We start from the raw sequence: 26,345 nt of genomic DNA on the forward strand, positions 1-26,345 counted from the left end.
CGGCGCTCTCCCAGATCGCGCCGCGCGTTCTCCTAGCCGCCTGGTGGACTGCCGCATGACTGACGCACCACCAGCCGGCACGGCAGTTTTCGGATGCCCGGCGCGGCCGGTTGGCCGCCGACGAGCGAAAGCAGCGCAAGCCCGGCCTCGCGGCCAAGCGCTGAAAGGTTCATGTCGACCGAGGTCAGCGGCGGCCGCGTCGCTTCCGCCACGATCTCCCAATTGTCGAAACCGATGACGCCGACATCGCCGGGCACGCCGATGCCGCGCTCGCGCAGCGCATCGATGACGCCGCGCGCGATCTGGTCGTTGCCGCAGAAGACGGCGTCGGGTTTCTCCCCCCTGCCCGACTTGCCGTCGAACAGTCTTGCGACCGCCTCGTGCCCCCAGGCCTCCGACCAATGCCCGAGCAGCGGCTCGGCAACCGGCAGGCCATGCTCGGTCAGCACCTCGCGGTAGGCCCGGGCGCGCTCATGCACCACGGCGAAGCTCGCAGGACCGCTGACATGGGCGATGCGCCGGCGCCCGAGCGCGCAAAACTGCTCGACCGCCAGCCGCGCGCCGCCGGCATCGTCGGAGACGAAGCCGATGGCGTCGGGATCGGGCTGGGTAAAGGCGTAGATCACCGGGATGCGCAAATTGGCGAGGTCGACCGGCAGGTGGCGATCGATGCGCTTGCCGGTGGCGATGATGCCGTCGACGCGCTTGTCGAGCATGGCCTCGACATGCAGCTGGCCGAGCCGCTGGTCGTCCTCGACATTGCACAGGAACACCGAGACGCCGGCATCGACCAGCGCATCGGAGACGCCGGCCATCAGCGGCAGCGAGAAGCGACCGTAAGTATCGTTGGTGAGCAGCCCGACGGTGAAGGAGCGCTTGCGCAACAGGCTCTGTGCCAGGCTGTTCGGCCGGAACCCGAGCCGCTGCGCCGTCTCACGAATGCGCTCGCGCGTCTGTGCCGTCATGCGCCCCTGCCCGTTCAGCGCCTTCGACGCCGTCGCCACACTGACGCCGGCGGCGGACGCCACCTCACGCAGGGTGACCGGTGTCTTGGCGGGCGGGGCGTCAGAAGACATGGTACGCGGCGGACCCTTAGCTGAGAAAAGGTTTTCTCTTGTTGCCCAGTAGAGTGATGACGGGTGAAGTCAGCGGCTGCGGGGCGATTTGGGAAAAGGTTTTCTCAAAGGAGATTAGGGGAAGGATTTAGGTATGGCAAGTGGGAAAGGCTAGGCGATGATCGCGTTCGGCGAACAGCGGATTCGTTATCGACAACGCGCCGCGTAACTTTTTTCGAAGCGTGTAGCATCGGCTCAGCGCCATCCGTCCTCTGAGCAAAGAAGGAGAACGCCATGCGAAAATTGATCGTCACCGAATTCATCAGCGTCGACGGCATTGCCGAGGTCGAGAAGCTGCCCAAAGTGACCTGGAACGATGAAATGCAGAGGTTCAAGGAGGACGAGCTTGCCGACAGCGGCGCCATGCTGTTGGGGCGCACGACCTATGAGATTTTCGCCGGCTCCTGGCCGAGCGAGACCGGTGACTTTGCAGACCGCTTCAACGGGCTGCCGAAATTTGTCGCCTCGACCAGCCTGAAGGCGCTGGACTGGGGGCCGGCGGAATTGCTTACGGGTTCCTTGCCGGAAGCGGTGAGCAAGCTGAAGCAAGGCAGCGGCGGCAACATCTATGTGCATGGCAGCCTCAGCGTCGCGCAGGAATTGCTGCGCCACGGCCTGGTCGACCGCGTCAGGCTGCTGAGCTACCCCGGCACTGTCGGTGAGGGCAAGAAGCTGTTTCCGACCGATATGCCTGTGGCGCTGGAGCCGATCTCAGCCATGACGTTCAGCAATGGCGTGGTGGCGCTGGAATATGCGGCGGGGACGTGAAGGCTGATCTCCCCCCTTGAGGGGGAGATGTCGCCGAAGGCGACAGAGGGGGTCGCTGCGCGTAAAGCGCCCACCTCATCTGTCGCAAGGAGGTCGTATCCAGTCGAACCGACCCCCTCTGGCCTGCCGGCCATCTCCCCCTCAAGGGGGGAGATTGCAGCCTCACCCAGCCTTCTTTCCCCGCTTCCCCTTGGTGCTGGCGCGTTCCCTAGCTTCCACCACCCTCTCCACCTCGCGCTTCAGCTCGTCCTTGATCTCCTTCGTCTCGGCCATCAGCGTGTCGATCTTCATGAAATCGAGCACGCGGTACTTCGACACGTTGGGGCGGATCAGTATGTCGGGAGGATTCTGCTTCAATTTGTGGGCGATGATCGACTGCATCATCAACTGCGTGGCGCCGTACATCAGGTCGACGGTGGTCGGATGCTTGCGCTCGGCTTCGCTCGGCGCGCCGACGACATCGATGGCGATAATGATGTCGGCAGCGTTTTCGATCAGGTCGAACGGCACCGGATTGTAGATGCCGCCGTCGATCAGCACGCGGTCGTCGCGCGTCACCGGGCGGAACACCGCGGGTATGGCAGCCGAGGCGGCGAGTGCCGAATGCAGGTCGCCATCTTCGAAGACGGCCAGTTTGTGGCCGAAATAGTCGGTCGCCGTCACCTTGAGCGGGATCTGAAGGTCGGCGAAGGTTTCGGGAATGGCTTCGGGCAGGAAGGCCTTCAGGATGCGCTCGATGTTGAACTGGCTGACGCGGATGCCGCCCTGCATGGCCTCGGCGATGGTACCCGGCCGGGAGCGCCACATGCGCGCTGCGACCTCGGCACGACGGCTCAGGATCGAACGGGCATAGTCCTCGATGTCCTTGCCGCTCATGCCAGAGGCCATGCCGGCGCCCATGATGGCGCCGATCGAGGAGCCGGCGATGGCCACCGGCTTGATGCCGAGCTCGTCCAGCGCCTCGACGATGTGGATGTGAGCCAGGCCGCGAGCGCCGCCGCCGCCAAAGGCGATGCCGAAAGTGGGACCTGTCATTTGGCCTCCAGCTTCGGGCCGATGCTCATGATCGCGGGGGGCGGCGTCAGCAGCTTCTTCGCCGCTGCCTTGACCTGATCGAGCGTTACGCTGTTGATGAGCGCCTCACGGCGCTGCACGTAGTCGATGCCGAGATGGTCGAGCTGCAATTCCACCAGGGTCGCGGCAATGGCGCTGGAAGAATCCAGATTGCTGATGGCATAGGAGCCGACCATGTATTTCTTGGTTGCGTCCAGTTCGGCCTCTGTCGGCCCCTCCTCGGCCATCTTCTTGACCACGTCCTTGACGATGCCAAGCGTCTCTGCCGCGCGGTCCGAACGCGTCGCCGTGGTGATGATCAACGCATTGGAATGCTGGTGATCGACCAGGTTGGAATCGACGCTATAGGCAAGGCCACGCTTTTCGCGTACCTCGTCATAGAGGCGCGAGGTGAAGGTGCCGCCACCGAGAATCTGGTTCATCAGTACCGCCGGGAAGAAATCCGGCGCATCGCGCTTCACGCCGGGATAGGCGAACTGCAGCGAGGTCTGCGGCAGGTCGTAATCGACCTCCAGCTGCTGGCCAAGCTTCAGTTCGGTATCGGCGACCGGCCGCAGCAGCTGCTTTTCCGGCAGATCGCCGAACACGTCGTCGAGCTTTCGTTTCAGCGTCGCGGCGTCGATATCGCCGACCACCGCAACATGCAGGCCGTTGCGGGCGAAATTGGCCTTGTGGAAGGCAGCCAGATCCGCCGCAGTGATGGTGGCGATGCTGTCTTTGGTGCCCTGGTCCGGCCGGGAGTAGGGATGTTCGCCATAGATGGCGCGCAGCCATTTGGTCTGGGCGACGGTGTTGGGGTCGCGCTCGCTGGCGATGATGCCGGACAAGATCTGGGAGCGGATGCGGTCGATCGGCGCCTGGTCGAAGCGCGGGCTGGTAACCGCCAGCCTGAGCAGGTCGAAGGCCGCATCCTTCTGCTCGGCCAGCATGCGCATCGAGCCATAGGTGCCGTCGCGCGCCGCGTCGAAGCCCATTTCGGCGCCGGCATCGTCAAGCCTGGTCTGAAAGGTCTCGCTGTCTAGGTCGCCGGCGCCCTCGTCGAACAGGCCGGTCATCAGATTGACCAGCCCTTCCTTGCCGGCCGGATCCTGCGTCGAGCCACCATCGAAGACGAAGCGAATGGCGATGATCGGAATGGAGTGATCCTCCACCAGCCAAGCGTTGATGCCCTTTGACGAGGTCATCTGCTGGATGTCCATCGCGCGCGCGGCAAGCGCCGGCAGGATGAGGAAGAGGATGGCGAGGAACAGGGTGGTGAAGGCGCGGAGGGCCTTACCTTCTCCCCTTGTGGGAGAAGGTGGATCGGCGCGCAGCGCCGAGACGGATGAGGGGTGAGTGACGGATCGCCGTCTTTGCCAAGCTGGAGCACCCCTCATCCGACCGAGCTTCGCTCGGCCACCTTCTCCCACAAGGGGAGAAGGGGGAGCCTGGCGGGCAGAAGGAATCTCGCGCATGCTTGTCGAAACCAGGCTCATCATCAATTCCCCGCCTGTTGCTGCGGCAAGAGATAGCCGGTGGTCGAACGGTCGAGCAGCAAATAGCGTGCGGCGACCGCCTTGATATCATCGGCGGTGACCTTGCGAATGCGGTCCGGCCATTCCTCGATGTCCTTCACATTACCGCCGGTGGCGAGCTCGGCGCCGTAGAGATTGGCCATCTCGTCCTGCTTGTCGCGGGCGAAGATCAGGGCCCTGATGTAGCGGGCCTTGGCCTTCTCCAACTCGTCGGCGGTGACGCCGTCCTTGATGATGCGGGCGATCTCGGCGTCGACGGCCGCCTCGACGTCGCTCAGCTTGGCGTCGCCGCGCGGCGCGCCATAGACGGTGAAATTGGTGGCGTCGAGCATGGTTCCCTGGAAGAAGGCGCCGGTCCCCGATGCGATGCCCTGCTTGACCACCAGCTGCTGGTAGAGCCGGCTGCGGCTGCCGCCGCCAAGGATCTCTCCCAACAGGTCGAGCGCCTCGGCCTCGCCGGGTTTTGCGGTGTGGTAGGACGGAACCACCCATTGCGTCGAAAAGCTCGGCACCGAAACGCGCGCATCGGTGAGCGTCACCGTGCGCCTGGTGTTCTGCTCGGGCTCGACCGGGCGGATGCGCGGCGGCAGATCCGGGCCGCGTGCGACCTTGCCGTAGGTCTTTTCGGCCAGCGCCTTCACCGCATCCGGCTCGACATCGCCGGCAACGATCAGCACGGCATTGTTGGGGCGGTAATACTTGTCATAGAAGGCAACCGCATCGGTGCGGTTCAGCTGTTCCATCTCCTGCATCCAGCCGATGACAGGAATGCGGTAGGGCTGGTTCTGCCAGAGTGTCGCGTCGACCTCCTCGTCGAGCACGGCCTCGGGGTTGCTGTCGATGCGCGAGCGGCGCTCCTCCAGGATCACGTCGCGTTCGGTCTTGATGACCTCGTCGGTCAAGATCAGGTTGCGCATGCGGTCGGCCTCGAAACTCATCATCTGTTCGAGCGCCGGGGGCGTCACCGTCTCGTGAAAGGCGGTGTAGTCATAGGACGTGAATGCGTTGTTGGAGCCGCCTATGTCCGAGATGGCGCGGTCGAACTCGCCCGCGGCGTGGTTGGTCGTGGCCTTGAACATCAGGTGTTCGAAGAAATGCGCGATGCCGGACTTGCCTGGCGGTTCGTCAGCGCTGCCGATCTTGTACCACACCATATGGGTGACGATCGGGGCACGATGATCGGGGATGACCACCACCTCCATGCCGTTGTCGAGCAGGAAGTTCGCTACCTTGCCGTCGTCCGCGGCCAGCGCCGGGCCGGCCACGGTCAGCGCGGTGGCGAGCAACGCTCTCCGCAGCCATTCAGTATGAAGTGTCATCAATGGCTCCGGTTTGTTATCGCGCGACGATAGGCAAGGTTAGCCACCGAGGCAAAGTGAATTGTGCGTCATTTTGAAGGCGCTGTTTCTTCCTTCTCCCCTTGTGGGAGAAGGTGGATCGGCGCGTAGCGCCGAGACGGATGAGGGGTGCCGGAAGAAACTCAACGAAGGAAAATGTAAGCGATTTTCAACACTTAACCTCCAAAGCAGCGATCCTTCCAACACCCCTCATCCGACCGAGCTTCGCTCGGCCACCTTCTCCCACAAGGGGAGAAGGGGGAGCCTAATTACCCAGCCTCGATGAACCGGATCACCGTCTCGCCGTAGTTGCGCTCATCAACCACCGAGAATTCGGGCCCAACCTCGAAGGGCGCCGAGGCGGCTTCTTCGACCACGCAAAGCGCGCCGGGCAGCAGCCAGCCGCCTGCCTTGGCCGAACGCAGTGCGCGTTCGCCGAGACCTTTGCCATAGGGCGGATCGGCGAAGATCAGGCCAAAGGCGGCAAGCGTGCCGGCCTCGCCCAAGGCAGTCGCGTCGCGGCGAAAGATCTTGGTGCGGCCGGTGAGGCCAAAGGCTTCGACATTGGTGCGAATCAGGCCGCGCCCTTCCGCCGATTCTTCGATGAAGACGCCATAGGAGGCGCCGCGCGACAGCGCTTCGAGGCCGAGCGCGCCCGTCCCGGCGAACAGGTCGAGCACTCGCGCGCCCTTGAGCTTGTCGGCGAAGCGGTGCGCCAATACGTTGAACACGGCCTCGCGGGCGCGGTCGGTGGTCGGGCGGATGGCATGGTCGCGCGGCGTCGCCAACGGACGCCCGCGAAACTGGCCGCCGACGATTCTCATTTAAGCCCGGATCTCATTCAAATACGCGTCTCATTCTGGTCCGGCTCTCATCTGGTCCGGGGACCCTTGGGACCATTGCGCGGCCGCTCACCGCCGCGACCGCCATCCGGACGCTCGCCGCGCGGCTTGCCAAACGGTTTTGCGCCGCCCGGTTTGCCATAGGATGGCTTGAACGAAGCCTTGCGCGCCTTGGCGTCGGCCGCCTTGGCGGCATCGGCTTCCGCCCTGCCCTTGCCGATCGGACGCGCGCCCGGCGCCATCCAGACATTAGCCTTGCGCTGGCCCGGCGGCTCGATCGGCCGCTGCTCGCGCTCGGGTTTTTTGCCGCCACGCGGTTTGTCGCCAAAGGCGCCACGGGGTTTATCGCCAAAGCCACTGCGCGGTTTGTCGCCGAAATCGCCACGTGGCTTGTCGCGAAACTCGCTACGCTCGGGCCTCGGGCCACGTTCGCCAAAGCTCTTTGCCGGCGCAGCGCCTCTTTCGGGGCTGGTCGACAGCTTGCCCAGCGCCTCGTCGCGACTGCCCTCGCGGCGCTTGCGGTTCTTGATCAGACCGCCCTCGCCGATCGGCCGGCGGTCGCCCTCGCGAGTGAATTTCGGCCGTTCGGGCTCCACTTCGCGCTCACGCCTCACCGGCTGGTTGGAGAACGGCTTGGTGATCTCGGCGTCGAAATTGGCGCCGGAATCCTCGATCAGGCGTTCGCCGAGCTGGTCGCGCAAGACGCGGCCCTTGATCTCCAGCACATGGCCTTCGGCGAGGTCGTCGAGCTGGAACGGCCCGTAGGAGATGCGGATCAGCCGCGTCACGTCGAGGCCGAGCGAACCAAGGATGTTCTTCACTTCCCGATTCTTGCCTTCGCGCAGGCCGATCGTCAGCCAGGCGTTGGTGCCTTGCTCACGGTCGAGCGTCGCCTCGATGGCGCCATAGAAGACGCCGTCGACGGCAATGCCTTCACGCAGGCCCGCGAGCATGCTTTCCTCGACCTTGCCATGAACGCGCACGCGGTAACGGCGCAGCCAGCCGGTGGCAGGCAGTTCGAGCACACGCGACAGACCGCCATCATTGGTGAGCAGCAGCAGGCCTTCAGTGTTGATGTCGAGCCGGCCGATCGTCATCAGCCGCGGCAATTCGGCGGGCAGCACGTCGAACACGGTCTTGCGGCCCTCGGGGTCGCGGTTGGTGGTGACGACCCCGGCCGGCTTGTGGAACAGGAACAGCCTTGTGCGCTCGATCGGCGGAATTTCCATGCCGTCGAGATGGATGATGTCGCCGGGCATGACGTTGAAGGCCGGCGAGGTCAAAGCCCGGTTGTTGACCTTGACGCGGCCGGCCGCGATCAGATCCTCGGCATCGCGTCGCGAAGCCAGGCCGGCGCGGGCCAGCCGCTTGGCGATACGCTCGCCGGCTTCTTCCGTCTCCACGGCGCGCGGTCTCGGCTTGAAGCCGCTGCCGGATGCGCCTTGCGGCCGGTCACCACCGAAATCGCGCTTGGGGCGATCCGCGAAGTCACGCTTGGGCCGATCTCCGGCGTCGCGCTGCGGACGATCGCCGAAATCGCGCTTTGGCCGGTCGAAACGCTTTTCGCCTTCGGCGGCCGCAGGCCGATCACCGCGCGGTGCGTAGGGCTTGCGCGGACCTTCGCGCTTTTCATAAGGCTTGCCTTCGGGACGCGGCCCTTTGCTAAACGGCCGATCGCCGCTCTTGAAATCCCGCTTCGGTCGTTCGCCATCGGCCGCCATCGGCCGGTCGCCACGCGGCGCATAGGGCTTGCGCGGCCCTTCGCGCTTTTCGAACGACTTGCCTTCCGGGCGCGGACCCTTGCTGAACGGCCGGTCGCCGCTCTTGAAATCCCGCTTCGGCCGCTCGCCATCGGCCGCCATCGGCCGGTCGCCGCGCGGTGCGTAAGGTTTGCGCGGACCTTCGCGCTTTTCGAAAGGCTTGCCTTCGGGACGCGGCCCCTTGCTGAATGGCCGGTCGCCGCTCTTGAAGTCGCGCTTCGGCCGCTCGCCTTCAGCCGCTGCCGGCCGGGCACCGCGTGGCGCATAAGGTTTCTTGGCCCCGAAGGAAGGCTTGCCGCCTTTGCTGGCGGCGCCATCACGGCGCGGCCCCGCGGCTCTCGGACCGCTTTTGCCCGGGCCTTTGTGGCGCGGGGATTTCTTGTCGTTGTCGTCCATGTGGCCTTTGTCCGTTTGCGCTGCTACAGCGTGGCGCATCCTTTGGGGCGCGCAACGAACGCTATAGCACTTTGATGTGGCGCATGATCATTTCCGAAAATCTGTTCCGATGTTCGGGTTGACGCGCTCCATAACAGGATCACAGCTAAGTGGCGAGGAGATAATCAGGATGCAAACCGCGTGAAGCGGCCGGATTTCATGGCGCTGGCGCTGAAAGAGGCGCAAGCCGCCGCCTTGCGCGGCGAAGTTCCCGTCGGCGCCGTCATCGTCAGCGGCGACACCGTGGTGGCATCCGCCGGCAACCGTACCCGTGAACTTGCCGATCCGACGGCGCATGCCGAAATGCTGGCGATCCGCGCGGCCTGCCAGAAGCTCTCCAGCGAGCGGCTGATAGGCCACGACCTCTATGTGACGCTGGAGCCCTGCGCCATGTGCGCCGGCGCCATTTCCTTCGCCAGGCTGCGCCGGCTCTATTTCGGCGCGGCCGACGAGAAGGGCGGCGCGGTGGTCAACGGCGTGCGCTTCTTCGCCTCACCGACCTGCCACCATATGCCCGATATCTATCCGGGCATGGCCGAAGCCGATGCGGCCTTGCTGCTCAAGGAATTCTTTCGGGAAAGGCGCGAGACGTAGGCCCCGCCAATGATGGCGGGCGGAATCCCTACCAGGAAGGCAGCCAGTCGAAGAGCCCGCCGCTCTTGCTCTTGGCGGCTGCCTCTTTCTTGAGGCGGCGTTCCTTCTTGTATTCGTCCTCGCCGAGTTCGCCCTGCGGCGCGGTGTCGGCGGCGGCGCGATAGGCCAGAGGCGGCTCGCTCAGATATTTGCGGGTGGTGGGATCGCCCTGCTTGCCTTCTGCCGTACGGCGCTGGATTTCGGCGGCGCGGCCCTTGTCCGAATCCGCCGGCGACCAGCGTGGCGGGTGGCTCGAGGCCGAATCCGCCAACGCCTTCTTCACCGAGGCCGGATCGGTCTGCACATCATCGACAATCTGTGACTGATAGGACGGATCATCCTGGTGGGCGGTGGCGTCGGCACGCAGACGGGCGCGGCGCTGCTCGGGCGATTCGGGCCAATCAGTGCTCGCCGTCTCGATGCTTTCCTGCGGCGCCGGCAGCACTTCCTTTTGCCCTGGCGCGGGCTTCACCAGCTCCGGACGGGGCTTGTAGTCGATCTGTTGCTTACGCTTCGGCGAGATTGAAAAGGCGCCGGACAGGTCGCCAGCAAGCTGCTCGCCAGCCGTCTTGTCGGTGCCGTAGGTGGGCGAACTCATGCAGCCGGACAGAGCGAGGCCGGACGCGACAAGCGGCGCCAGCAGCGCAACGCGCACGGAAGTTCTGTCGGTCATGCCAAAAAGTCCCACTCTAGACAGCCTCTCGATCGTCACCGGCCAAAGGTCCGGTCCCCATCGTCCACGCTCTTGCGACGGAAATCCGGCGACAATTTGTCTTCCGGAGTTTCGCGTGTTTACCTCAACCACTCGTTAAGGGCAACGCGCGGGCGGTTTTCGCCCACCCGGCGTGGCTTCTATGCACCGGCTTATGGACTCACAAACGTCCCAAAGCCTGCAGCTCATGCAGCACCGCGGCATCGCGGGCCGAAACGTCGGGGAATTCCGCATCCTGCCCGACATCGGCCGTATAGCGCCACGAGCGCGCGCATTTGACCAAGCCGCGGTCCTCGGCCTTTTCGACCACGACGGCGACACCTTTGACATCGTCGAGTGCAAAGGCGCCTTCCGGCGCCTTGCCATGGGCGATGATGAGATCGCTGGTGATCGCCATTTCGGCCATGTCGACATCGGCGATTGCGGCTTCAAGCGCGGCATCGTCGAGGGTCACGACGGGCACGGCTTCCAGCGATGCGCCAATAACCTTCTGTGCACGCGCGATCTCGAGGGCGCCGGTGACGACACGGCGGACCTGCCGCACCTTGCGCCATTTCTCCGCCAGCGCCTCATTCTTCCAGTTGGCCGGAATCTCAGGGAACTGGTCGAGATGCAGCGAAACGGCATCGGGATGACGGTCGAGCCAGGCTTCTTCCATGGTGAAAGGCAGCATCGGCGCCAGCCATTTCACCAGGCAGTCGAAGAGGTGGCGCACCACCTGCACCGAGGCCTTGCGCTTCACGCTGGCAGGTCCGTCGCAATAGAGTGCGTCCTTCCTGATGTCGAAATAGAAGGCCGACAGCTCGACCACCATGAAGTCGAGCAAAGTGCGGGTGATGCGCTTGAACTCGAACGCGTCGTAGCCCGAGCGCACGACCTCATCCAGCTCGGCCAACCGGTGCAGCATCAGCCGCTCCAGTTCCGGCATCTTTTCCAGCGGCACCTCCTCACCATCGTCATGGGCGAGCGTGCCCAGCATCCAGCGGATGGTGTTGCGGAGCTTGCGGTAGGCGTCGATGTTGGTCTGCAGCACGTTCTTGCCGAGCCGCTGGTCTTCCCAATAGTCTGTCGTCACCACCCACAGCCGCAGGATATCGGCGCCGGACTGTTTGATGACGTCCTGCGGCACGACGGTGTTGCCGAGCGACTTCGACATCTTGCGGCCCTCCTCATCCATGGTGAAGCCATGGGTGACGACGGTGTCGTAGGGCGCCCTGCCCCTGGTGCCGCAGCTTTCGAGCAGCGAGGAGTGGAACCAGCCGCGATGCTGGTCGGAGCCTTCGAGATAGACGTCGGCCGGCCATTTCAGGTCCGGACGGTCTTCCAGCGTGAAGACATGCGTCGAGCCCGAATCGAACCAGACGTCGAGGATGTCCATCACCTGCTTCCATTTGGAGGCATCGTTATTGCCGAGGAAGCGCTCCTTGGCGCCGGCCGCGAACCAGGCGTCGGCGCCTTCCTGTTCGAAGGCGTCCATGATGCGCTGGTTGACCGCTTCGTCCTTCAGCACGTTGCCATCCTCGTCGGCAAAGACGGCGATGGGCACGCCCCAGGCGCGCTGGCGCGACAGCACCCAGTCGGGGCGCTCCTCGATCATGGCGCGGATGCGGTTCTGGCCGGCCGCCGGCACGAAGCGCGTGTCGTCGATGGCCTTCAGCGCCCGGCTGCGCAGCGTCGTGCCGTCGCCGAGGTCCTTGTCCATGTAGACGAACCATTGCGGCGTGTTGCGGAAGATGATCGGCTTCTTCGAACGCCAGGAATGCGGATAGGAGTGCTTGAGCCGGCCTCGCGCGAACAGCGCGTTACGCTTGATCAGCTCGTCGATCACCGCCTGGTTGGCATTGCCCTTCTTGCCGTTGTCGTCGAGGACGCGCGCGGCGCCGCCCTCGCGGTCCGGGCCGAAACCCGGCGCGTCCTTGGTGAAGAAGCCGCCATCGTCGACGGGAAACGGGATCGCGGTGTCGATACCGCGCTTGAGCAGCTCGGCCACCGCATCCGTCCAGGCGTCGAAGTCCTCTCGGCCGTGGCTGGGCGCGGTGTGGACGAAACCCGTGCCGGCGTCGTCGGTGACATGGTCGCCGGCGATCATTGGCACGGGGAATTCATAGCCGCCGCCCAGCCCCCTGAAAGGATGCGAAAGCGTAAGGCTTCCAAACTGTTCGCTTAAGACGCTGTGAAGCCGAGTCAACGTGACCTTGGCTTTTGCCGCCGCGTCCTCGGCCAGCGCATCGGCGAAGATCAGCTTCTCGCCGGGCTGCGGGCCGAAGGCATTCTCGGCCGCCGTCACCGTGTAGAGGCCATAGGCGACGCGCGGCGAATAGCTGACGGCGCGGTTGCCGGGCAGCGTCCAGGGCGTCGTTGTCCAGATGACGACATGGGCCTCGAGCAGGTCAAGCGAGGATTCCGACAGCGCCGCCGCCTGCGCGTCCTCGGCGCCGATGACCGGGCGAGCAAGGCTGGCGACCGGGAATTTCACCCAGATCGTATCGCTCTCATAGTCCTGGTATTCGACCTCGGCCTCGGCCAGAGCGGTGCGCTCGACCACGCTCCACATCACCGGCTTTGAGCCGCGATAGAGCTGGCCCGACATGGCGAATTTCAACAGCTCGCCGGCGATGCGCGACTCCGCGTGGAAAGCCATCGTCGTATAGGGATTCTTGAAGTCGCCGACGACGCCAAGGCGCTGGAACTCGCCGCCCTGGACCGAGATCCAGTGCGCGGCGAAGTCGCGGCATTCCTTGCGGAATTCGTTGACCGGCACCTCGTCCTTGTTCTTGCCCTTGGCGCGGTATTGTTCCTCGATCTTCCATTCGATCGGCAGGCCATGGCAGTCCCAGCCCGGCACATAATTGGCGTCGTAGCCGCGCATCTGGAACGAGCGGGTGATGACGTCCTTCAGGATCTTGTTCAGCGCATGGCCGATATGGATGTTGCCGTTGGCGTAGGGCGGGCCGTCATGCAGCACGTATTTTTCGCGGCCGGCGGCCGTCTCGCGCAGCTTGCGATAAAGATCCATGTCCTGCCAACGCTTGACCAGCAGCGGCTCTTTCTCCGGCAAGCCGGCGCGCATCGGGAAATCCGTCTGCGGCAGATAAAGCGTCTTGGAATAGTCGATCGTTTCAACAGTGTCGGTCATTTGGTCTGCCATGTGCATTGCCCGGCGGCATCGAAGCTCGGGCGTGAAGTCTTCGGTTGACGCATATCATTTTCCCAAAACCGGACCCACTTTTGGGCGATATGCGTTGATGTTCTGGAAAAAGCGCGAGGGGGCGCGCAGAAACTCCCGGCGGCTCCGGCGGCGCTCAGGCCACCCGGAACACCGGGCCTGTAATTCGTATCGCGATCGCGAAAAGGCGCGAAAAGCTGGTCATGGCTGGGCTTTTAGCCGAAGCCACGGCAGGAATAAAGCGCGGAAATCGCCTACATTGAAAAGTTGAAACGGTAGGTGGTCGAGACGCCGACCGTGAACTGGTCGCGCTGGCCGCGCTCCTTGACCAGGCTGGAATCGGCGGCCGGGCCCATCAGGCGCGCATATTCGCCGAACAGGCTGGCGGTCATCGGCTCCGTCACCTTCCAAGTGATGGCGCCGCCGAGGCCGGTCGATTTCAGGCCGCCGCCGGGATGGTATTCCCTGAGGCCCGAGGCTGCAGCCTCCTTGGCGTTGACGCCGTAATAGGAGTCGAAATAGCCCGACGAGGCGAACGACACGCGCGGGCCGCCCGAAATCCTGACCGTCGGCGTCACATCGTAAAACGCATCGGCGGCGATGTCGGCGACAAAGCCGTCATGGGCACGGATGCCGTGGCGCAGTTCGGCGCGGGCGCGCAGCCAGTCCGTCGGGTAGAATTCGAAGAAACCGCCGACCTCGCCGCCCCAGCGCACCGGGTCGAGCCCTTTCAGCTCATCCTTGCTGCTGCGCGAAAACAGGAACTTTCCGGTCAGGCCGGCGCGGACGCCGCCATCGTCGACCAATGCCAGCGAAATGTTGTCATTGCGCGAGGTGAAGCGGGCGGCGGGGCCGACCTTGCCCAGTGAGATGATCGGCGTGGCGCTGAGCAGAAGACTGTTGGCGCCCTCGAATTTCGGCGCGACCATGCCGGTGGCACCAAGCGTCAGATACCAGTCGCCCGACAGCCAACCGAAGGTCCCCTCACCTGCGTTGGCTGTGGACACGGTGAGCAGCCCGGAGACGAGAAGCAGCGGAATCGTCCTGACAATACGCATCATCACCCATACGCGAAACAAAACAGAGAGAACACCGGGCAGCGCCAAAAGCCATGGCCCGTGTTCGGTAAAATTTGACTTAAAATCTGTAACATTGCTACCGGACTGCTTTGATATGCAGCGAACGATGTGCGGTAATCGCAGTAGGCGGACAAGCCACCATCCGGCCCGCTTGCTCAACTGCCCCGTTGACGCAGAACGTCTATCAGCAGGGAAAGAGCCGGCGAAGTGTGACGCCTGCTTGGGTAGTACAGATGATAACCTGGAAAGTACGGGCACCATTCCTCCAGCACCCGGATAAGCCGTCCTTCGGCAATGTGCGGAATCACTTGATCCTCAGGCATATAGGCGACCCCCAACCCGTCCAGTGCTGAACTCAGCCGCATGCCAAGATTGTTAAAGACCAATTGGCCGTCGCCACGCACCTTCACCTCGCGCCCGTCCTTCTCGAGCCCCCACGGAAACAGCCCGCCATATGTCGGCAGCCGCATGTTGATGCATTTGTGCGTGGTCAGGTCCTGCGGGGTTTGCGGGACCGGAAAGCGCTCAAAATATTTCGGCGAACCGACCACGGCCATGCGGATGTCCGGCCCGATACGGACAGCCACCATATCCTTCGCCACCTGCTCGCCCATGCGGACGCCGGCGTCATAACCCTCGGCGACGATGTCCGTCAGGCCGTAGTCGATGATGATCTCAACCTGGACATCGGGATAGTCCGGCAGGAACCGCTTGAGCGCTGGCTGCAGCACGGAGATCGCCGGGTGCTCACCAGTGGTGATGCGGACCGTTCCGGCCGGTTTCTCACGCAGCTCGTTCAAGGTGGCCAGTTCTGCCTCGATCTCCTCGAACCTTGGGCTCAACGTGCGCAAAAGGCGGCCACCGGCTTCGGTGGGTGCCACACTCCGTGTGGTCCGCGTCAGTAGCCTGAGCCCGATCCGCTCCTCAAGGTTGCGGACGGTCTGACTGAGCGCCGAAGGCGATACCCCTAGTTTGGCTGCCGCGCGGGTGAAACTCCGTTCCCGTGCGACCATCGCGAATGCGGCAAGGTCGTTGAAATTCTGCATGATGTATTTGTTAGTCCAACTAACAGGCTCATGCGCATTATAGCAGGTTTTCGCATGATGCCACAGACCCTATCTTCTTGGCAGCAGCAACGGAGAAGGAGATCAGGCATGGAAAACGAGCGAATGTTCAGGATGGGACGCCGCGGGTTTTTGAGCGCGGCAGGAAGTCTCGCAGCGACGCCGCTTCTTTTGGCTGCCGGTTCCCAGGCGCCAGCCCAGGAGACGGCTCAACCGACAGCCGTCAACAGCACTGCTGCACTCAGCGGGCGGCGGAAGCTGGCCTCGCTGGAAGTCTCCAGCCTCGGCCTTGGCGTCCAGAACATGAGCCGGACCTATCAGACGACAATCCCGACCCGCCCCGAGATGATCAACATTATCCGGACCGCGTTCGATCGCGGTGTCACGTTCTACGACGCCGCCGAGGCCTACGGCCCGCATGAAGTCGAGCGGATCCTTGGCGAGGGTGTCGCGCCGTTCCGAGACCGCGTGGTGATCACCTCGAAGTTTGGCTGGAACATCGACCTGGAGACAGGCGAGCGGCATCCGGGGCTGAACAGCCGCCCGGACCACATCAAGCTGGCGGTCGAGGGCATGCTCAAGCGCCTGCGCACTGATCGCGTTGATCTGCTCTACCAGCATCGGGTCGATCCGGACGTGCCGATCGAGGATGTTGCCGGCGCCGTGAAGAGTCTTATGGACCAGGGCAAGGTTCTGCATTGGGGACTGTCCGAGATGGGACTGAGCACCCTCCGCCGCGCTCACTCCGCGCTGCCGGTCACCGCCGTCCAGAGTGAATACTCCATGCTATGGCGCGGGCCTGAAAGCGAAGTGCTTCCGCTTTGCGGGGAACTCGGCATTGGCTTCGTCCCGTGGAGCCCGCTCGGCGTGAGCTTCCTGACCGGCGCCATCGACGCCAGAACGCGGTTCGCCGACGGCGACATCCGCAAGATCGAGGGCCGGTTCTCGGCGGAGAACCTGCCGCACAATCTGGCGCTCGTCGAGCTGATCAAGAGCTGGGCCAAGCACAAGCAAGCGACCCCCGCGCAGATGGCGCTCGCGTGGCTGATGGCGCAGAAGCCGTGGATCGTTCCCATACCAGGGACGACGCAGATGCCGCATCTGCTTGAAAACATCGGCGCGGATTCAGTCCGGTTCACGCCGGAGGAACTTGCGGAACTCAATGCCGCGGTCGGCACAATCAAGGTGCAGGGCGCGCGCCTGCCCGACGCCGTGCTCGCCTACTCCGGCGTCGAAGCGCCGGAAAAGAGCTGAGCCGGTAGTTCCACACAACAGTCGCACAGGAGTTCGTTATGAAAAGCAGAACACTTGGCACCCTTCGGGTCTCTGCCCTCGGCCTGGGTTGCATGAGCATGACCTCCGCTTACGGGCCGCCAGCCAACAAGTCGGAAATGGTCGGGCTGATCCGCCTCGCGCACGAGCTGGGCGTGACGCTCTTCGACACCGCCGAGGCCTATGGGCCTTTCGCCAACGAGGAGCTCCTCGGCGAGGCCCTCGCGCCGATCCGCGATCAGGTCGTCATAGCCACCAAATTCGGCTTTGATATCGATCTTGAGACCGGTGCCCGCAGCGGCGGCACCAACAGCCGGCCCGAGCACATCAAGCGTGTCGCGGACGCGAGCCTCAAGCGCCTGAAAACCGACCGCATCGACCTGTTCTACCAGCACAGGGTCGATCCGAACGTTCCGATCGAGGACGTCGCCGGCGCCATCAAGGACCTGATCGCCCAGGGTAAGGTCAGCCATTGGGGGCTTTCGGAGGCGGGCGTCCAGACCATCCGCCGCGCGCACGCAGTCCAGCCGGTCACCGCGGTGCAGAACGAGTACTCGCTGTTCTATCGGGGCGTCGAAGCGGAATTGTTGCCGGTCTGCGACGAGCTCGGCATCGGTTTCGTGCCGTTCAGCCCATTGGGCGCGGGGTTCCTGACCGGAAAGATCGACGAGAATACCAAGTTCGACCCGACCGACTTCCGCAACAATGTGCCTCGCTTCTCGCCGGAGGCGCGCAAGGCCAACACGGCTCTGGTCGATGTCGTGAGGAGCGTGGCCGAGCGCAAAGGCGCATCGCCAGCCCAGGTCGCGCTCGCCTGGCTGCTCGCCCAGAAGCCCTGGATCGTGCCGATCCCGGGCACCACCAAACGTCACCGTCTTGAGGAGAACCTTGGGGCGGTCGACGTGAGGCTGACCCTGCAAGATCTGCAGGAACTCGCCGACGCGCTGGCGAAGATCGAAGTCCAGGGCGAACGTCTGCCAGAAGCCGCGCTCAAGATGACCGGGCTCTGATCGGGATCTGCACCGTGACCGATGACCAAAAGCCAACCAGGCGGAAGATTCTCATGTCATCCCTGTTGCTGCCGCTCGCGGCCGGGAGTGCATCGGCCGCGCAGACCGAAGCCGCAGCACCCCGCTCGGACGGCAAGTCGCTGGTGGCGTTCTTTTCGAGGAGCGGCAACACCCGCGTCATCGCCGGACAGCTTAGCCGGGCGCTGCCGGCCGATCTCTTCGAGATCACGCCAGCGACACCTTACCCGGCCGACTATTTCCAAACCGTCGAGCAAGCGCGGCAGGAACGCGATCGAAACGACCGGCCGCCGCTCAAAGCGCTGCTTCCGAGCACCGCATCCTATGCGACGGTGTTTCTGGGCTTCCCAATCTGGGGTGAAACCGCGCCGCCCTTGATCCGCACTTTCCTCACGGTCCACGACTTGGCGGGCAAGACTATCATTCCGTTCATCACGCATGGCGGGTTCGGCCTCGGCAACAGCCAGGCCGTTCTGGCCAGCCACGCCCCTCGAGCGCGCCTGATGGAAGGGTTTTCGATGCAGGCTCCGCAAGAACGCCAGACCATCGAGCGTGTCGCCGGATGGCTGGAGACACTCAAGGTCAGGTAGTCGGCCACTCGCTGGACGGCCAAGATCGTTGGCGTTAACCTCCGCAATGCGGTTTGACACTCGTCGAATTCCGAGGAGATGCGGCTATGACCCTGCACGGTGACACCCTGAAAGACGCGATCGGCCGGACACGAGACAAATGGGGATGGTTCGTCGCGCTCGGCGTGCTGTTGCTCATTTTCGGCGGCATTGCCTTCGGCAATCTGTTTATCGCCACCGTCGCCTCGGTCTATGTCGTTGGCTGGCTGATGCTGATGGCCGGCATCATCGAGATCGTGCATGCCTTCGGGGTGAAGAGCTGGAGCCGCTTCTTCTATTGGCTGCTCAGCGGCCTGCTCTATGCGGTTGCCGGCTTTTTTGCCTTCGACAATCCGCTGCTGGCATCGACGGTGCTGACCTTGCTGCTTGCGGTGGCGTTGGTCGCCTCAGGCGCGCTCAGGGCCTGGGTCGGCTACAGCCACCGGCCCGAAAATGGCTGGGGCTGGGTCGTCGCGGCGGGCCTGATCAGCGTGCTGGCGGGCCTGACCATCGCCATGGGCTGGCCCGTCAACAGCCTGTGGGTGCTCGGGCTGTTCCTGGCCATCGACCTGATCTTCCAGGGCTGGAGCTTCATCGCTCTCGGACTGGCCTTGAAGAGGTAGGCGGCCGGACGCTCAAAAAGCGATCGCGCTGTCCAGTTGCGACAGCGGCCTGACGCCGGCCAGCAGCGCGCGTGCCTCCGCCTCGTCGCGCTTGATCTGCGCCACCAGCGCATCGAGCCCGTCGAACTTCACCTCGGGGCGGAGGAAGCCGAAGAACGAGACTTCGCAGATCTCGCCATAGAGATCGCCGGAAAAGTCGAAGACAAAGGTTTCGAGCAGCGGCGCGCCATTGTCGTCGACGGTCGGGCGGCGGCCGAAGCTGGCCACACCGTTGTAAAGCGTGCCGTCGGCGCGGCGGAAGCGGACGGCATAAATCCCTTCCTTCAGTTCAGCTTCCGGAGAAAGCCTCATGTTGGCTGTCGGGAAGCCTAGCGTGCGGCCGAGCCGCTGGCCGCCGATGACTTCGCTTTCGACGGTGAAGCGGTAGCCGAGCAGGCCGGCGGCCTCGGCGACTTCGCCCTCGCACAACAATGCGCGGATGCGGCTCGACGACACCACCTCGGCGCCTTCGTCGCGAAAAGCGTCGACCAAAGTGACGCCGAAACCGTGGCGCTCGCCTGCCGCCATCAGAAAGGCCGGGCCGCCTTGCCGGTCCTTGCCGAAGTGGAAATCGAAACCGGTGACGGCATGGGTGATGCCGAGGTTCCTTTCCAGCACATCGGTCACGAAAGCCTCGGCCGACAGGCCGGCAAAGGCGCGTGTGAATGGCTGTTCGACGAGTGCTGCAAAGCCCAGATGCGACAACAGCCGCGCCTTCATCGGCGGCGGCGTCAGCACGAACAGCGGCATATCGGGCCTGAACACCTTGCGCGGATGCGGCTCGAAGGTCAGCACCAGCGCCGGTACGGCTCGCCGCCCGGCTTCGGCGAGCGCGCGCTCGAGCACGGCCTGGTGGCCGCGGTGAACGCCGTCGAAATTGCCGATCGCCACCACCCCGCCACGCAAATGCGCCGGCAGCGGCGCGGTCGCGGAAATATGGTCGAAGGCTGCGCTCATGGAAGCGACCCTACCGCAGTCTCGAAATGACGGCGACCGGCCGGTAGCCGTGCTTCTGCAGAAAGGCTGCAAGCCTGTCGGGGTCCGGCTGAATGGGATCGCCATAGTCGCGCGCGTGAATGCCGCCCGACACGTAAAGCACGTCGATGCCATTGTCGGCGGCGCCCTTGACGTCGGTCATCATGCCGTCGCCGATGGCCAGCACCTCGGAGCGCTCGACGTTACGGCCAAGAAGCAAGGCGATCTCCCGCATTGCTGCGTCATAGACCGGCGCATAGGGTTTTCCGGCGATCAGCGTGCGTCCGCCGAGCTGGGCATAGTCGCGGGCCAAGGCCCCGGCGCACCAGATCATGCGCTCGCCGCGTTCGACCACGATGTCGGGATTGGCGCAGATGAAAGGCAGGTTCCTGGCCCGCAGCCGGCGCAGCAGTTCGGCGTAATCCTCAGGTGTTTCCACCTCGTCGTCGAACAGGCCGGTGCAGACGACGCCGGAGGCCTCGAACTCCTCGACGAGATCGACGTCGAGACCGTCATAGAGGGTGAAGTCGCGGTCGGCGCCGATATGGAAGATTTTTCGCGGGCCCTCGGCGATGAGGTCGCGGGTCACATCGCCTGATGTGACGACACGGTCGTAGGCAGCGGTGGGGACGCCGATCGCATTCATCTGCGCCACCACATCGGCATTGCGGCGTGGTGAATTGGTGATCAGGACAACCGGAACCTTCGCAGAACGCGCAGCGGCAAGCGCCTCTGCGGCCGCCGGGAAATGCCATTCGCCATTGTGGATCACGCCCCAGACATCGCACAGGATGGCCGAGTACGCTCCCGACAAATCCGCGAGCGAGCCGATGATGTCAGGCGAATCCGCCATGCCGTTTTCCTGATGTAACGATCGTTGCGAGAGCTGCAGCCGACGGTCCGCCGCAACCGGCACCGCATTAACCGAAGCGTTTCATCCTGTCACCAGCTTTCGGCGTTTTCGACGCCGTCGCGCCACGGGCTGATGGCGATTGCATCTCGATGCAAGCGCCCCTCCCCCAAGCTTCGGTCGATCGAAAAATGTGCTTCGCCGATCACCAGGGCCGAGTGGTTAACGAGCCTTGAAATGATGGGCCGATCTTGGACGTATTTCAGCAACCTGAAATTTAACGATTTGTGGGCATCTTCGCGCCGATATTCGATATTTGGATCCTGGCAGGGGTGCTGAAGGCATGATCCGCAGATTTCTACGCGACAGACGCGGCAATTATGCCTTGATGACGGTGATCACCATGGTGCCCTTGATGGGCGCGCTGGCGCTCGCCATCGACTACACCCAACTGATCCGCCAGCGCCAGGACACGCTGAACGCGCTCGACGCCGCAGGCATCGCCACGGCCCAGCAGATCGTCTCCGGCGCGACCGACGATGCGGTCAAGGCCTATGCCAAGGACTTCTTCGAGGCCAATCTCGGCCACGTCCAAGCGGCCAATACGGCGTTGACCGTGACATTGCCCAACAACAACGCCGGCGGCGGCACGCTGAAACTTCAGGCGACGCTGACGTTCAAGCCATACTTTCTGCCAGTCGCGGCCTGGATGCTTGGCAAATCGTCGAGCGACACCGATGTCCATATGACCGCCACCTCGGAAGTTCGTCTCAAGAACACGCTTGAAGTTGCCTTGGTGCTCGATAATTCCGGCTCGATGAATTATCTCGGTTCTGGCACCGGCCAGAAGCGCATCGATCTGCTAAAGGAAGCCGCCAAGCAACTGGTCGACACGCTGGCGCTTCAGGCGCAACAGATGAAGCAGATCTCCAAGCCGGTGCAGTTTTCCCTGGTTCCGTTTTCGGCGTCGGTCAATGTCGGCCCCGACCACGACAGAGACGACTGGATGGACCAGAAAGGCATCTCCCCGGTCCAGCACGAGAATTTCGACTGGACGAAGATGACTGCGGCCAACGACCCCAACAAGTATGCCCTGAAGGTGGGCGACGTCTGGTACAAGAAAGGGGCTGGTTGGGGCGATACGGAGGGTGAGGCGCTGACCCGCTTCAGCCTCTATTCCGACATGACCGTCGAATCCGGCCGCGAAACGGTTACCACCCCCAGGCAATATGTCTGTGACACCTACAAGAAGAACGGCACTTGTGACAAAGGCCATTGGTTCTACCCGCCGCCGACATATGTCTACACCACGAGCCGCTATGCGAGCTGGCAAGGCTGTGTGGAGGCGAGGCCGTATCCCTACAATGACGACGACACCACGCCGGATACTGCCAACCCGGCCACGCTGTTCGTGCCGATGTTCGCACCGGACGAGTCGGGCACCTTGTGGCTCGATTTCAACCATGACAACACCAACGATGTTACTGCTTGGGCCAACATTCCCAAGTCCGACAACAACTGGTGGGCAGACTGGCCGACTGCTTCGGGCGCCAACCAGCGGCAGTCGGACATGCGGAAGTATTTCCTGGTCAAACCCTATAATTCGACTATGCCGCAAGCAGGCGACGGTCCGAATGCCGCATGCACGACCAATCCGATCACGCCACTCAAGGACGTGACCAACGCAGGTGAAAAACAGGAACTGGACGATGCCATCGACGACATGGCGCCGACCGGCAACACCAACGTTCCCGAAGGCTTGGCCTGGGGCTGGCGCACGGTCTCGAGCAACGTCCCCTTCACCGAGGGCCGGCCGAACTCCGAAAAGGGCAACGACAAAGTGGTGATCGTGCTGACCGACGGCGCCAACACTTACGGCGTTGTCAGTGATGCCAGCAGCTCCAACAACAGGTCGACCTATGCTGCCTATGGCTACACCGGTCTGGTCAATTCCGCATCGGGAAGTGTCACCCGCCTGTTCATGAACACGGGCGTGCCTAGCACCACCTATACCTCAACCAACTACACGGCTGCTCTCGATGAGCAGATGAAGACGCTTTGCGCCAATGCCAAGGCGAACAATATCCTGGTCATGACCGTCTCGCTCGACCTCGTCGACACCAAGTCGGACGAAAAGAAGGCCATGGACGCGCTGAAGGAATGTTCCTCGGATTCGCGCTTCCGCAAGGATGAGGCTACGGGCAAGGCGGCGAAGCTCTACTGGAACGCCACGGGCGCCACGCTGGCCGACGATTTCAAGGAAATCGCCAACGAATTGTCCAATCTGCGCATCGTCGGCTGACCGGTGCAATCCTTTGGAAACAAGGCGCCCCGTCTCCATCGGGGCGTTTTGCGTAAAGCAGCCGCCCCCCATTTGGTTAGCGCTTGGTGAAGCGCTCAGCGCACAATCGAGCGGTTTCCCAAACTCGTCCTTCAGCGTTTTATGAAAGTGTGGCGGCATTGAAGAATCCGCAGGCGGGGCCGCTTACATCACATGCGCAAATTCTGGCGTGACTTCTGGCGCGACCGGCGCGGCAATTATGCTCTCATGACCGTTCTGGCCATGGTGCCGCTGATGGGCGGCGTGGCGATGGCGGTCGACTTCAGCGGCCTGGTCAGCGAGAAGCAGAGAGTGGTCAACGCGCTCGACGCCGCCAACTTCGCCACAGCGCGCCGGCTGGTGGAAGGCGCCACCGACGACCAGTTGCGCGCCTATGCGCTCGACTTCTTCAAGGCAAACCTCAACGACGTCGATCCCGCCAACACGACGCTCGACGTTACGCTGCCCAGCAGCACAGCCGGCGGCGGCATCGTCAAGCTTTGCGCAAGTCTGGTCTACCAGCCCTATTTCCTGCCGGCAGCTTCGATGTTGATCGGCAAGACGTCAGGCGACATCGACTACTCCGTGTGCTCGCAGGTGCGGTTGAAGAACACGCTGGAAGTGGCCATGGTGCTCGACAATTCGGGCTCGATGTCGACACCCGGTACCGGCTCCGGTCAAAAGCGCATCGACCTTCTCAAACAGGCGGCCAAGCAGTTGGTCGACACGCTTGCCTCGCAGGCAGCGATGATCAAGCAGATCGACAAGCCTGTCCAGTTCAGCCTGGTGCCGTTCGCCGCATCGGTCAATGTTGGCGCCAGCAACGACAATGCGTCATGGATCGACGCCTATGGGCTGTCGCCCATCCACAATGAGAACTTCGACTGGTCGACGCTGAATGCCGCCGACAAATATGCCCAGAAGATCGGTGGCATCTGGTACAAGAAAGGCACCGGCTGGGGCGAGCAGGAAGGCCAGATGCTGACCCGCTTCTCGCTCTACCGTGACATGAAGGTGGTCACCAGCCACGAGCGCATCGTCGGCAGCAAGCGTGTCGTGTGCGACGAATACCGGTCCAACCACACCTGCAGGCGCAGCCACGACGAATACGACTACAATGACACCTACGGCCCGTTCGCCAGCTGGCAAGGCTGTGTCGAGGTGCGACCCTACCCTTACAATGTCGACGACACGCCGGCCTCCGGCGGTCCAAACAACACCGGCACCAGCGTCGGCGACCCCGCGACCATGTTCGTGCCGATGTTTGCGCCGGACGAGCCAGGCAACCACTGGTATCTGACGCAGGATCCGGATGAGCCGAAGCCGGTGACCTATGGCGCGGTCAACAGCTGGTGGAACGACGATCCGTCGAGCACCACCGGCAAGACCAGACAGTCCAACATGGCCAAGTATTTCCAGCCACGGCCGATCAATGCTCCGGTGCTGTCGACAGGCGCCGGGCCGAACTACAGCTGCACCACGACACCGATCACGCCGCTGACCGATGTCACCAACGCCGACGGTCTGGCCAAGATCAAGGCTGCGATCGACCTGATGGCGCCCAGCGGCAACACCAATGTGCCGGAAGGCATGGCCTGGGGTTGGCGCACCGTCTCCAGCACCGAGCCCTTCACCGAAGGACGGCCGGAAACCGAGCGCGGCAACGACAAGGTGGTCATCGTGCTTACCGACGGCGAGAACACCTATTCGACGGTGGGCTCCGACCCGGCCGGCAACAAGTCGACCTATGCCGGCTATGGCTATACCGGCGTCGGCTACAACGGCACCTCGCTCACCCGCCTGTTCGGCGGCACGTCGAGCGCCATCGGACAGTTCAACTATTCGTCGAGCAACTACACCGCCGCGCTCAACGAGCAGATGGCGACGTTGTGCAACAACGCCAAGGCTGCCAACATCATGGTGATGACGGTGGCGCTCGACATGTCGACGACCGACGCCGGCGACAAGAGCGCGATGGACGCGCTGAAGACGTGTTCGTCCGACTCGCGCTTCCGCAAGGATCCGACCGACCCGAGCAAGCCTGCAAAACTGTTCTGGAATGCCACGGGCGCTACGCTGTCGGACAATTTCAAGGAAATCGCCAACGAACTGTCGAACCTGCGCGTGGTGAGCTGAGGCGCTCGAACTGCCAATCTCCCCTCTTGCGGGGGAGATGGCCGGCAGGCCAGAAGGGGGTGCTGTCCCGCCGGCCTGTCAGCCAATCGGCACGCATACCTCAATTTCCGGTCGGAGATGGATCGCATCAAGGTAGCGTTCCTTCACACCCCCCTCTGCCCTGCCGGGCATCTCCCCCGCAAGGGGGGAGATTAGCGCCTCATCGCCCTCGCCAATTTTCGACGCTGGCGCAAAGGCTCCCGCCATCATGCTCTTGCGGTGAGTCAGAGCGCATGGTGAGTATCGTCACCGCTTCCCGGAGACACACATGCCCGAAACCGCCAACCATCTCGCCTTCGCGCTGGTCTGCCTTGGCATGGTGCTGACGCCCGGGCCGAACATGATCTACCTGATCTCGCGCTCACTGTCGCAGGGCCCGAAGGCCGGGCTGATCTCGCTCGGCGGCGTGGCGGTCGGCTTTTTGTTCTATGTCGTATCGGCTGCGCTGGGCATCACCGCACTGCTGCTTGCCGTGCCGTTCGCCTATGACGCGCTGCGTATTGCCGGCGCGCTCTATCTGCTATGGCTCGCCTGGCAAGCGGTGCGGCCCGGTGGGCGCTCGCCGTTCCAGGTGCGCGAACTGCCGAAGGACAGGCCGCGCAAGCTGTTCGCCATGGGCCTGATGACCAATCTCCTCAACCCCAAGGTGGCGGTGCTCTATCTGTCGCTGCTGCCGCAGTTCATCTCGCTGGGCAAGGGCCATGTGCTGTCGCAGCTTCTGGTGCTCGGCGCCACGCAGATCTCGATCAGCCTGACCGTCAATGCGATCATCGCGGTGACGGCCGGTTCAATCGCCACCTTCCTCGCCGGACGGCCGCTATGGATGGTTATCCAGCGCTGGATGATGGGCACGGTGCTTGCCGCGCTGGCGCTGAAAATGGCAACCGACGCACAACGCTAGGGTGCGTTGCCATCCAGGTGATGCCGGCCTGATCTGGATATCAAAGCACGCTATG

21 protein-coding genes are annotated in these 26,345 nt (G+C 63.4%); 9 read left to right on the plus strand and 12 right to left on the minus strand.

Annotated elements, in window-relative coordinates; translation table 11 throughout:
* Window positions 1-32 precede the first annotated feature (32 nt).
* Entirely contained in the window at window positions 33-1,076 is a 1,044-nt protein-coding gene (locus AC1D1N_RS26515; RefSeq protein WP_477352001.1) for a LacI family DNA-binding transcriptional regulator, read from the minus strand.
* A gap of 273 nt (window positions 1,077-1,349) precedes the next feature.
* Here AC1D1N_RS26515 and AC1D1N_RS26520 point away from each other — a divergent pair, with 273 nt between their 5' ends.
* The gene (locus AC1D1N_RS26520) at window positions 1,350-1,883 is read left to right on the plus strand and encodes a dihydrofolate reductase family protein (RefSeq protein ID WP_436259494.1); all 534 of its coding nucleotides are present in this window, start codon (window positions 1,350-1,352) and stop codon (window positions 1,881-1,883) included.
* Window positions 1,884-2,045: 162 nt separating this feature from the next.
* On the opposite strand, the gene AC1D1N_RS26525 is transcribed toward AC1D1N_RS26520, so the two are convergent.
* The 5 genes from AC1D1N_RS26525 to AC1D1N_RS26545 all read right to left on the minus strand — a co-directional run bounded on the left by AC1D1N_RS26525 (window position 2,046) and on the right by AC1D1N_RS26545 (window position 8,806).
* Entirely contained in the window at window positions 2,046-2,918 is an 873-nt protein-coding gene (locus AC1D1N_RS26525; RefSeq protein WP_477352003.1) for a patatin-like phospholipase family protein, read from the minus strand.
* Window positions 2,915-4,333, minus strand: a complete 1,419-nt coding sequence (locus AC1D1N_RS26530) for a M16 family metallopeptidase (protein ID WP_477352005.1) — start codon at window positions 4,331-4,333, stop codon at window positions 2,915-2,917. The genes AC1D1N_RS26525 and AC1D1N_RS26530 overlap by 4 nt, the downstream gene beginning before the upstream one ends.
* 101 nt (window positions 4,334-4,434) lie before the next feature.
* Window positions 4,435-5,790 carry a M16 family metallopeptidase gene (locus AC1D1N_RS26535; protein WP_477352007.1) on the minus strand — a complete coding sequence of 452 codons (1,356 nt, stop codon included), beginning with the start codon at window positions 5,788-5,790 and terminating at the stop codon, window positions 4,435-4,437.
* A gap of 287 nt (window positions 5,791-6,077) precedes the next feature.
* On the minus strand, window positions 6,078-6,632 hold the full coding sequence (rsmD, locus tag AC1D1N_RS26540; protein ID WP_477352009.1) for a 16S rRNA (guanine(966)-N(2))-methyltransferase RsmD: 555 nt from the start codon (window positions 6,630-6,632) through the stop codon (window positions 6,078-6,080).
* A 47-nt stretch (window positions 6,633-6,679) separates the two neighbouring features.
* Window positions 6,680-8,806 (minus strand): pseudouridine synthase, encoded by a 2,127-nt coding sequence (locus AC1D1N_RS26545; protein WP_477352011.1) that lies wholly within the window; start codon window positions 8,804-8,806, stop codon window positions 6,680-6,682.
* A gap of 180 nt (window positions 8,807-8,986) precedes the next feature.
* On the opposite strand from AC1D1N_RS26545, the gene AC1D1N_RS26550 reads away from it, so the two are divergent.
* Window positions 8,987-9,439, plus strand: coding sequence for a nucleoside deaminase (locus AC1D1N_RS26550; protein ID WP_477352014.1), 453 nt, complete (start codon window positions 8,987-8,989; stop codon window positions 9,437-9,439).
* Window positions 9,440-9,467: 28 nt separating this feature from the next.
* On the opposite strand, the gene AC1D1N_RS26555 is transcribed toward AC1D1N_RS26550, so the two are convergent.
* The 4 genes from AC1D1N_RS26555 to AC1D1N_RS26570 all read right to left on the minus strand — a co-directional run bounded on the left by AC1D1N_RS26555 (window position 9,468) and on the right by AC1D1N_RS26570 (window position 15,481).
* The gene (locus AC1D1N_RS26555; protein ID WP_112564914.1) at window positions 9,468-10,151 is read right to left on the minus strand and encodes a hypothetical protein; all 684 of its coding nucleotides are present in this window, start codon (window positions 10,149-10,151) and stop codon (window positions 9,468-9,470) included.
* A 199-nt stretch (window positions 10,152-10,350) separates the two neighbouring features.
* Complete coding sequence (gene ileS / locus AC1D1N_RS26560) at window positions 10,351-13,326, minus strand: isoleucine--tRNA ligase (RefSeq protein ID WP_477352016.1); 2,976 nt, start codon at window positions 13,324-13,326, stop codon at window positions 10,351-10,353.
* Between the two features lie 284 nt (window positions 13,327-13,610).
* Window positions 13,611-14,414 carry a MipA/OmpV family protein gene (locus AC1D1N_RS26565; protein ID WP_477352168.1) on the minus strand — a complete coding sequence of 268 codons (804 nt, stop codon included), beginning with the start codon at window positions 14,412-14,414 and terminating at the stop codon, window positions 13,611-13,613.
* Window positions 14,415-14,590: 176 nt separating this feature from the next.
* Complete coding sequence (locus AC1D1N_RS26570) at window positions 14,591-15,481, minus strand: LysR family transcriptional regulator (RefSeq protein WP_477352018.1); 891 nt, start codon at window positions 15,479-15,481, stop codon at window positions 14,591-14,593.
* Window positions 15,482-15,589: 108 nt separating this feature from the next.
* On the opposite strand from AC1D1N_RS26570, the gene AC1D1N_RS26575 reads away from it, so the two are divergent.
* The 4 genes from AC1D1N_RS26575 to AC1D1N_RS26590 all read left to right on the plus strand — a co-directional run bounded on the left by AC1D1N_RS26575 (window position 15,590) and on the right by AC1D1N_RS26590 (window position 19,030).
* On the plus strand, window positions 15,590-16,753 hold the full coding sequence (locus AC1D1N_RS26575) for an aldo/keto reductase (protein ID WP_436261964.1): 1,164 nt from the start codon (window positions 15,590-15,592) through the stop codon (window positions 16,751-16,753).
* 38 nt (window positions 16,754-16,791) lie between these two features.
* On the plus strand, window positions 16,792-17,781 hold the full coding sequence (locus AC1D1N_RS26580) for an aldo/keto reductase (RefSeq protein WP_477352021.1): 990 nt from the start codon (window positions 16,792-16,794) through the stop codon (window positions 17,779-17,781).
* 53 nt (window positions 17,782-17,834) lie between these two features.
* Window positions 17,835-18,389 carry a flavodoxin gene (locus tag AC1D1N_RS26585; RefSeq protein ID WP_436259483.1) on the plus strand — a complete coding sequence of 185 codons (555 nt, stop codon included), beginning with the start codon at window positions 17,835-17,837 and terminating at the stop codon, window positions 18,387-18,389.
* An 86-nt stretch (window positions 18,390-18,475) separates the two neighbouring features.
* The gene (locus AC1D1N_RS26590; protein WP_112564910.1) at window positions 18,476-19,030 is read left to right on the plus strand and encodes an HdeD family acid-resistance protein; all 555 of its coding nucleotides are present in this window, start codon (window positions 18,476-18,478) and stop codon (window positions 19,028-19,030) included.
* Between the two features lie 12 nt (window positions 19,031-19,042).
* Here the strand turns inward: AC1D1N_RS26590 and AC1D1N_RS26595 are convergent, their stop codons facing one another.
* Window positions 19,043-20,026 (minus strand): bifunctional riboflavin kinase/FAD synthetase, encoded by a 984-nt coding sequence (locus AC1D1N_RS26595; protein ID WP_436259482.1) that lies wholly within the window; start codon window positions 20,024-20,026, stop codon window positions 19,043-19,045.
* A gap of 10 nt (window positions 20,027-20,036) precedes the next feature.
* Complete coding sequence (locus tag AC1D1N_RS26600) at window positions 20,037-20,897, minus strand: TIGR01459 family HAD-type hydrolase (protein WP_436259481.1); 861 nt, start codon at window positions 20,895-20,897, stop codon at window positions 20,037-20,039.
* Between the two features lie 340 nt (window positions 20,898-21,237).
* On the opposite strand from AC1D1N_RS26600, the gene AC1D1N_RS26605 reads away from it, so the two are divergent.
* From AC1D1N_RS26605 to AC1D1N_RS26615, 3 genes are all read left to right on the plus strand, one after another.
* On the plus strand, window positions 21,238-23,196 hold the full coding sequence (locus AC1D1N_RS26605) for a pilus assembly protein TadG-related protein (protein WP_477352024.1): 1,959 nt from the start codon (window positions 21,238-21,240) through the stop codon (window positions 23,194-23,196).
* Between the two features lie 192 nt (window positions 23,197-23,388).
* On the plus strand, window positions 23,389-25,350 hold the full coding sequence (locus AC1D1N_RS26610) for a TadE/TadG family type IV pilus assembly protein (RefSeq protein ID WP_477352026.1): 1,962 nt from the start codon (window positions 23,389-23,391) through the stop codon (window positions 25,348-25,350).
* Between the two features lie 307 nt (window positions 25,351-25,657).
* Window positions 25,658-26,290, plus strand: coding sequence for a LysE family translocator (locus tag AC1D1N_RS26615; RefSeq protein WP_023742986.1), 633 nt, complete (start codon window positions 25,658-25,660; stop codon window positions 26,288-26,290).
* The last annotated feature ends 55 nt before the right edge of the window (window positions 26,291-26,345 follow it).

It is taken from the genome of Mesorhizobium sp. P2_B5 (genome assembly GCF_056404775.1).

What these genes read in the sequence shown, in the direction of transcription:
- AC1D1N_RS26515 (WP_477352001.1), bottom strand. Translation starts at nt 1,076, where the DNA reads ATGTCTTCTGACGCCCCGCCCGCCAAGACACCGGTCACCCTGCGTGAG.
- AC1D1N_RS26520 (WP_436259494.1), top strand. Translation starts at nt 1,350, where the DNA reads ATGCGAAAATTGATCGTCACCGAATTCATCAGCGTCGACGGCATTGCC.
- AC1D1N_RS26525 (WP_477352003.1), bottom strand. Translation starts at nt 2,918, where the DNA reads ATGACAGGTCCCACTTTCGGCATCGCCTTTGGCGGCGGCGGCGCTCGC.
- AC1D1N_RS26530 (WP_477352005.1), bottom strand. Translation starts at nt 4,333, where the DNA reads ATGAGGGGTGCTCCAGCTTGGCAAAGACGGCGATCCGTCACTCACCCC.
- AC1D1N_RS26535 (WP_477352007.1), bottom strand. Translation starts at nt 5,790, where the DNA reads ATGACACTTCATACTGAATGGCTGCGGAGAGCGTTGCTCGCCACCGCG.
- rsmD (WP_477352009.1), bottom strand. Translation starts at nt 6,632, where the DNA reads ATGAGAATCGTCGGCGGCCAGTTTCGCGGGCGTCCGTTGGCGACGCCG.
- AC1D1N_RS26545 (WP_477352011.1), bottom strand. Translation starts at nt 8,806, where the DNA reads ATGGACGACAACGACAAGAAATCCCCGCGCCACAAAGGCCCGGGCAAA.
- AC1D1N_RS26555 (WP_112564914.1), bottom strand. Translation starts at nt 10,151, where the DNA reads ATGACCGACAGAACTTCCGTGCGCGTTGCGCTGCTGGCGCCGCTTGTC.
- ileS (WP_477352016.1), bottom strand. Translation starts at nt 13,326, where the DNA reads ATGACCGACACTGTTGAAACGATCGACTATTCCAAGACGCTTTATCTG.
- AC1D1N_RS26565 (WP_477352168.1), bottom strand. Translation starts at nt 14,414, where the DNA reads ATGCGTATTGTCAGGACGATTCCGCTGCTTCTCGTCTCCGGGCTGCTC.
- AC1D1N_RS26570 (WP_477352018.1), bottom strand. Translation starts at nt 15,481, where the DNA reads ATGCAGAATTTCAACGACCTTGCCGCATTCGCGATGGTCGCACGGGAA.
- AC1D1N_RS26575 (WP_436261964.1), top strand. Translation starts at nt 15,590, where the DNA reads ATGGAAAACGAGCGAATGTTCAGGATGGGACGCCGCGGGTTTTTGAGC.
- AC1D1N_RS26580 (WP_477352021.1), top strand. Translation starts at nt 16,792, where the DNA reads ATGAAAAGCAGAACACTTGGCACCCTTCGGGTCTCTGCCCTCGGCCTG.
- AC1D1N_RS26585 (WP_436259483.1), top strand. Translation starts at nt 17,835, where the DNA reads ATGTCATCCCTGTTGCTGCCGCTCGCGGCCGGGAGTGCATCGGCCGCG.
- AC1D1N_RS26590 (WP_112564910.1), top strand. Translation starts at nt 18,476, where the DNA reads ATGACCCTGCACGGTGACACCCTGAAAGACGCGATCGGCCGGACACGA.
- AC1D1N_RS26595 (WP_436259482.1), bottom strand. Translation starts at nt 20,026, where the DNA reads ATGAGCGCAGCCTTCGACCATATTTCCGCGACCGCGCCGCTGCCGGCG.
- AC1D1N_RS26600 (WP_436259481.1), bottom strand. Translation starts at nt 20,897, where the DNA reads ATGGCGGATTCGCCTGACATCATCGGCTCGCTCGCGGATTTGTCGGGA.
- AC1D1N_RS26605 (WP_477352024.1), top strand. Translation starts at nt 21,238, where the DNA reads ATGATCCGCAGATTTCTACGCGACAGACGCGGCAATTATGCCTTGATG.
- AC1D1N_RS26610 (WP_477352026.1), top strand. Translation starts at nt 23,389, where the DNA reads ATGCGCAAATTCTGGCGTGACTTCTGGCGCGACCGGCGCGGCAATTAT.
- AC1D1N_RS26615 (WP_023742986.1), top strand. Translation starts at nt 25,658, where the DNA reads ATGCCCGAAACCGCCAACCATCTCGCCTTCGCGCTGGTCTGCCTTGGC.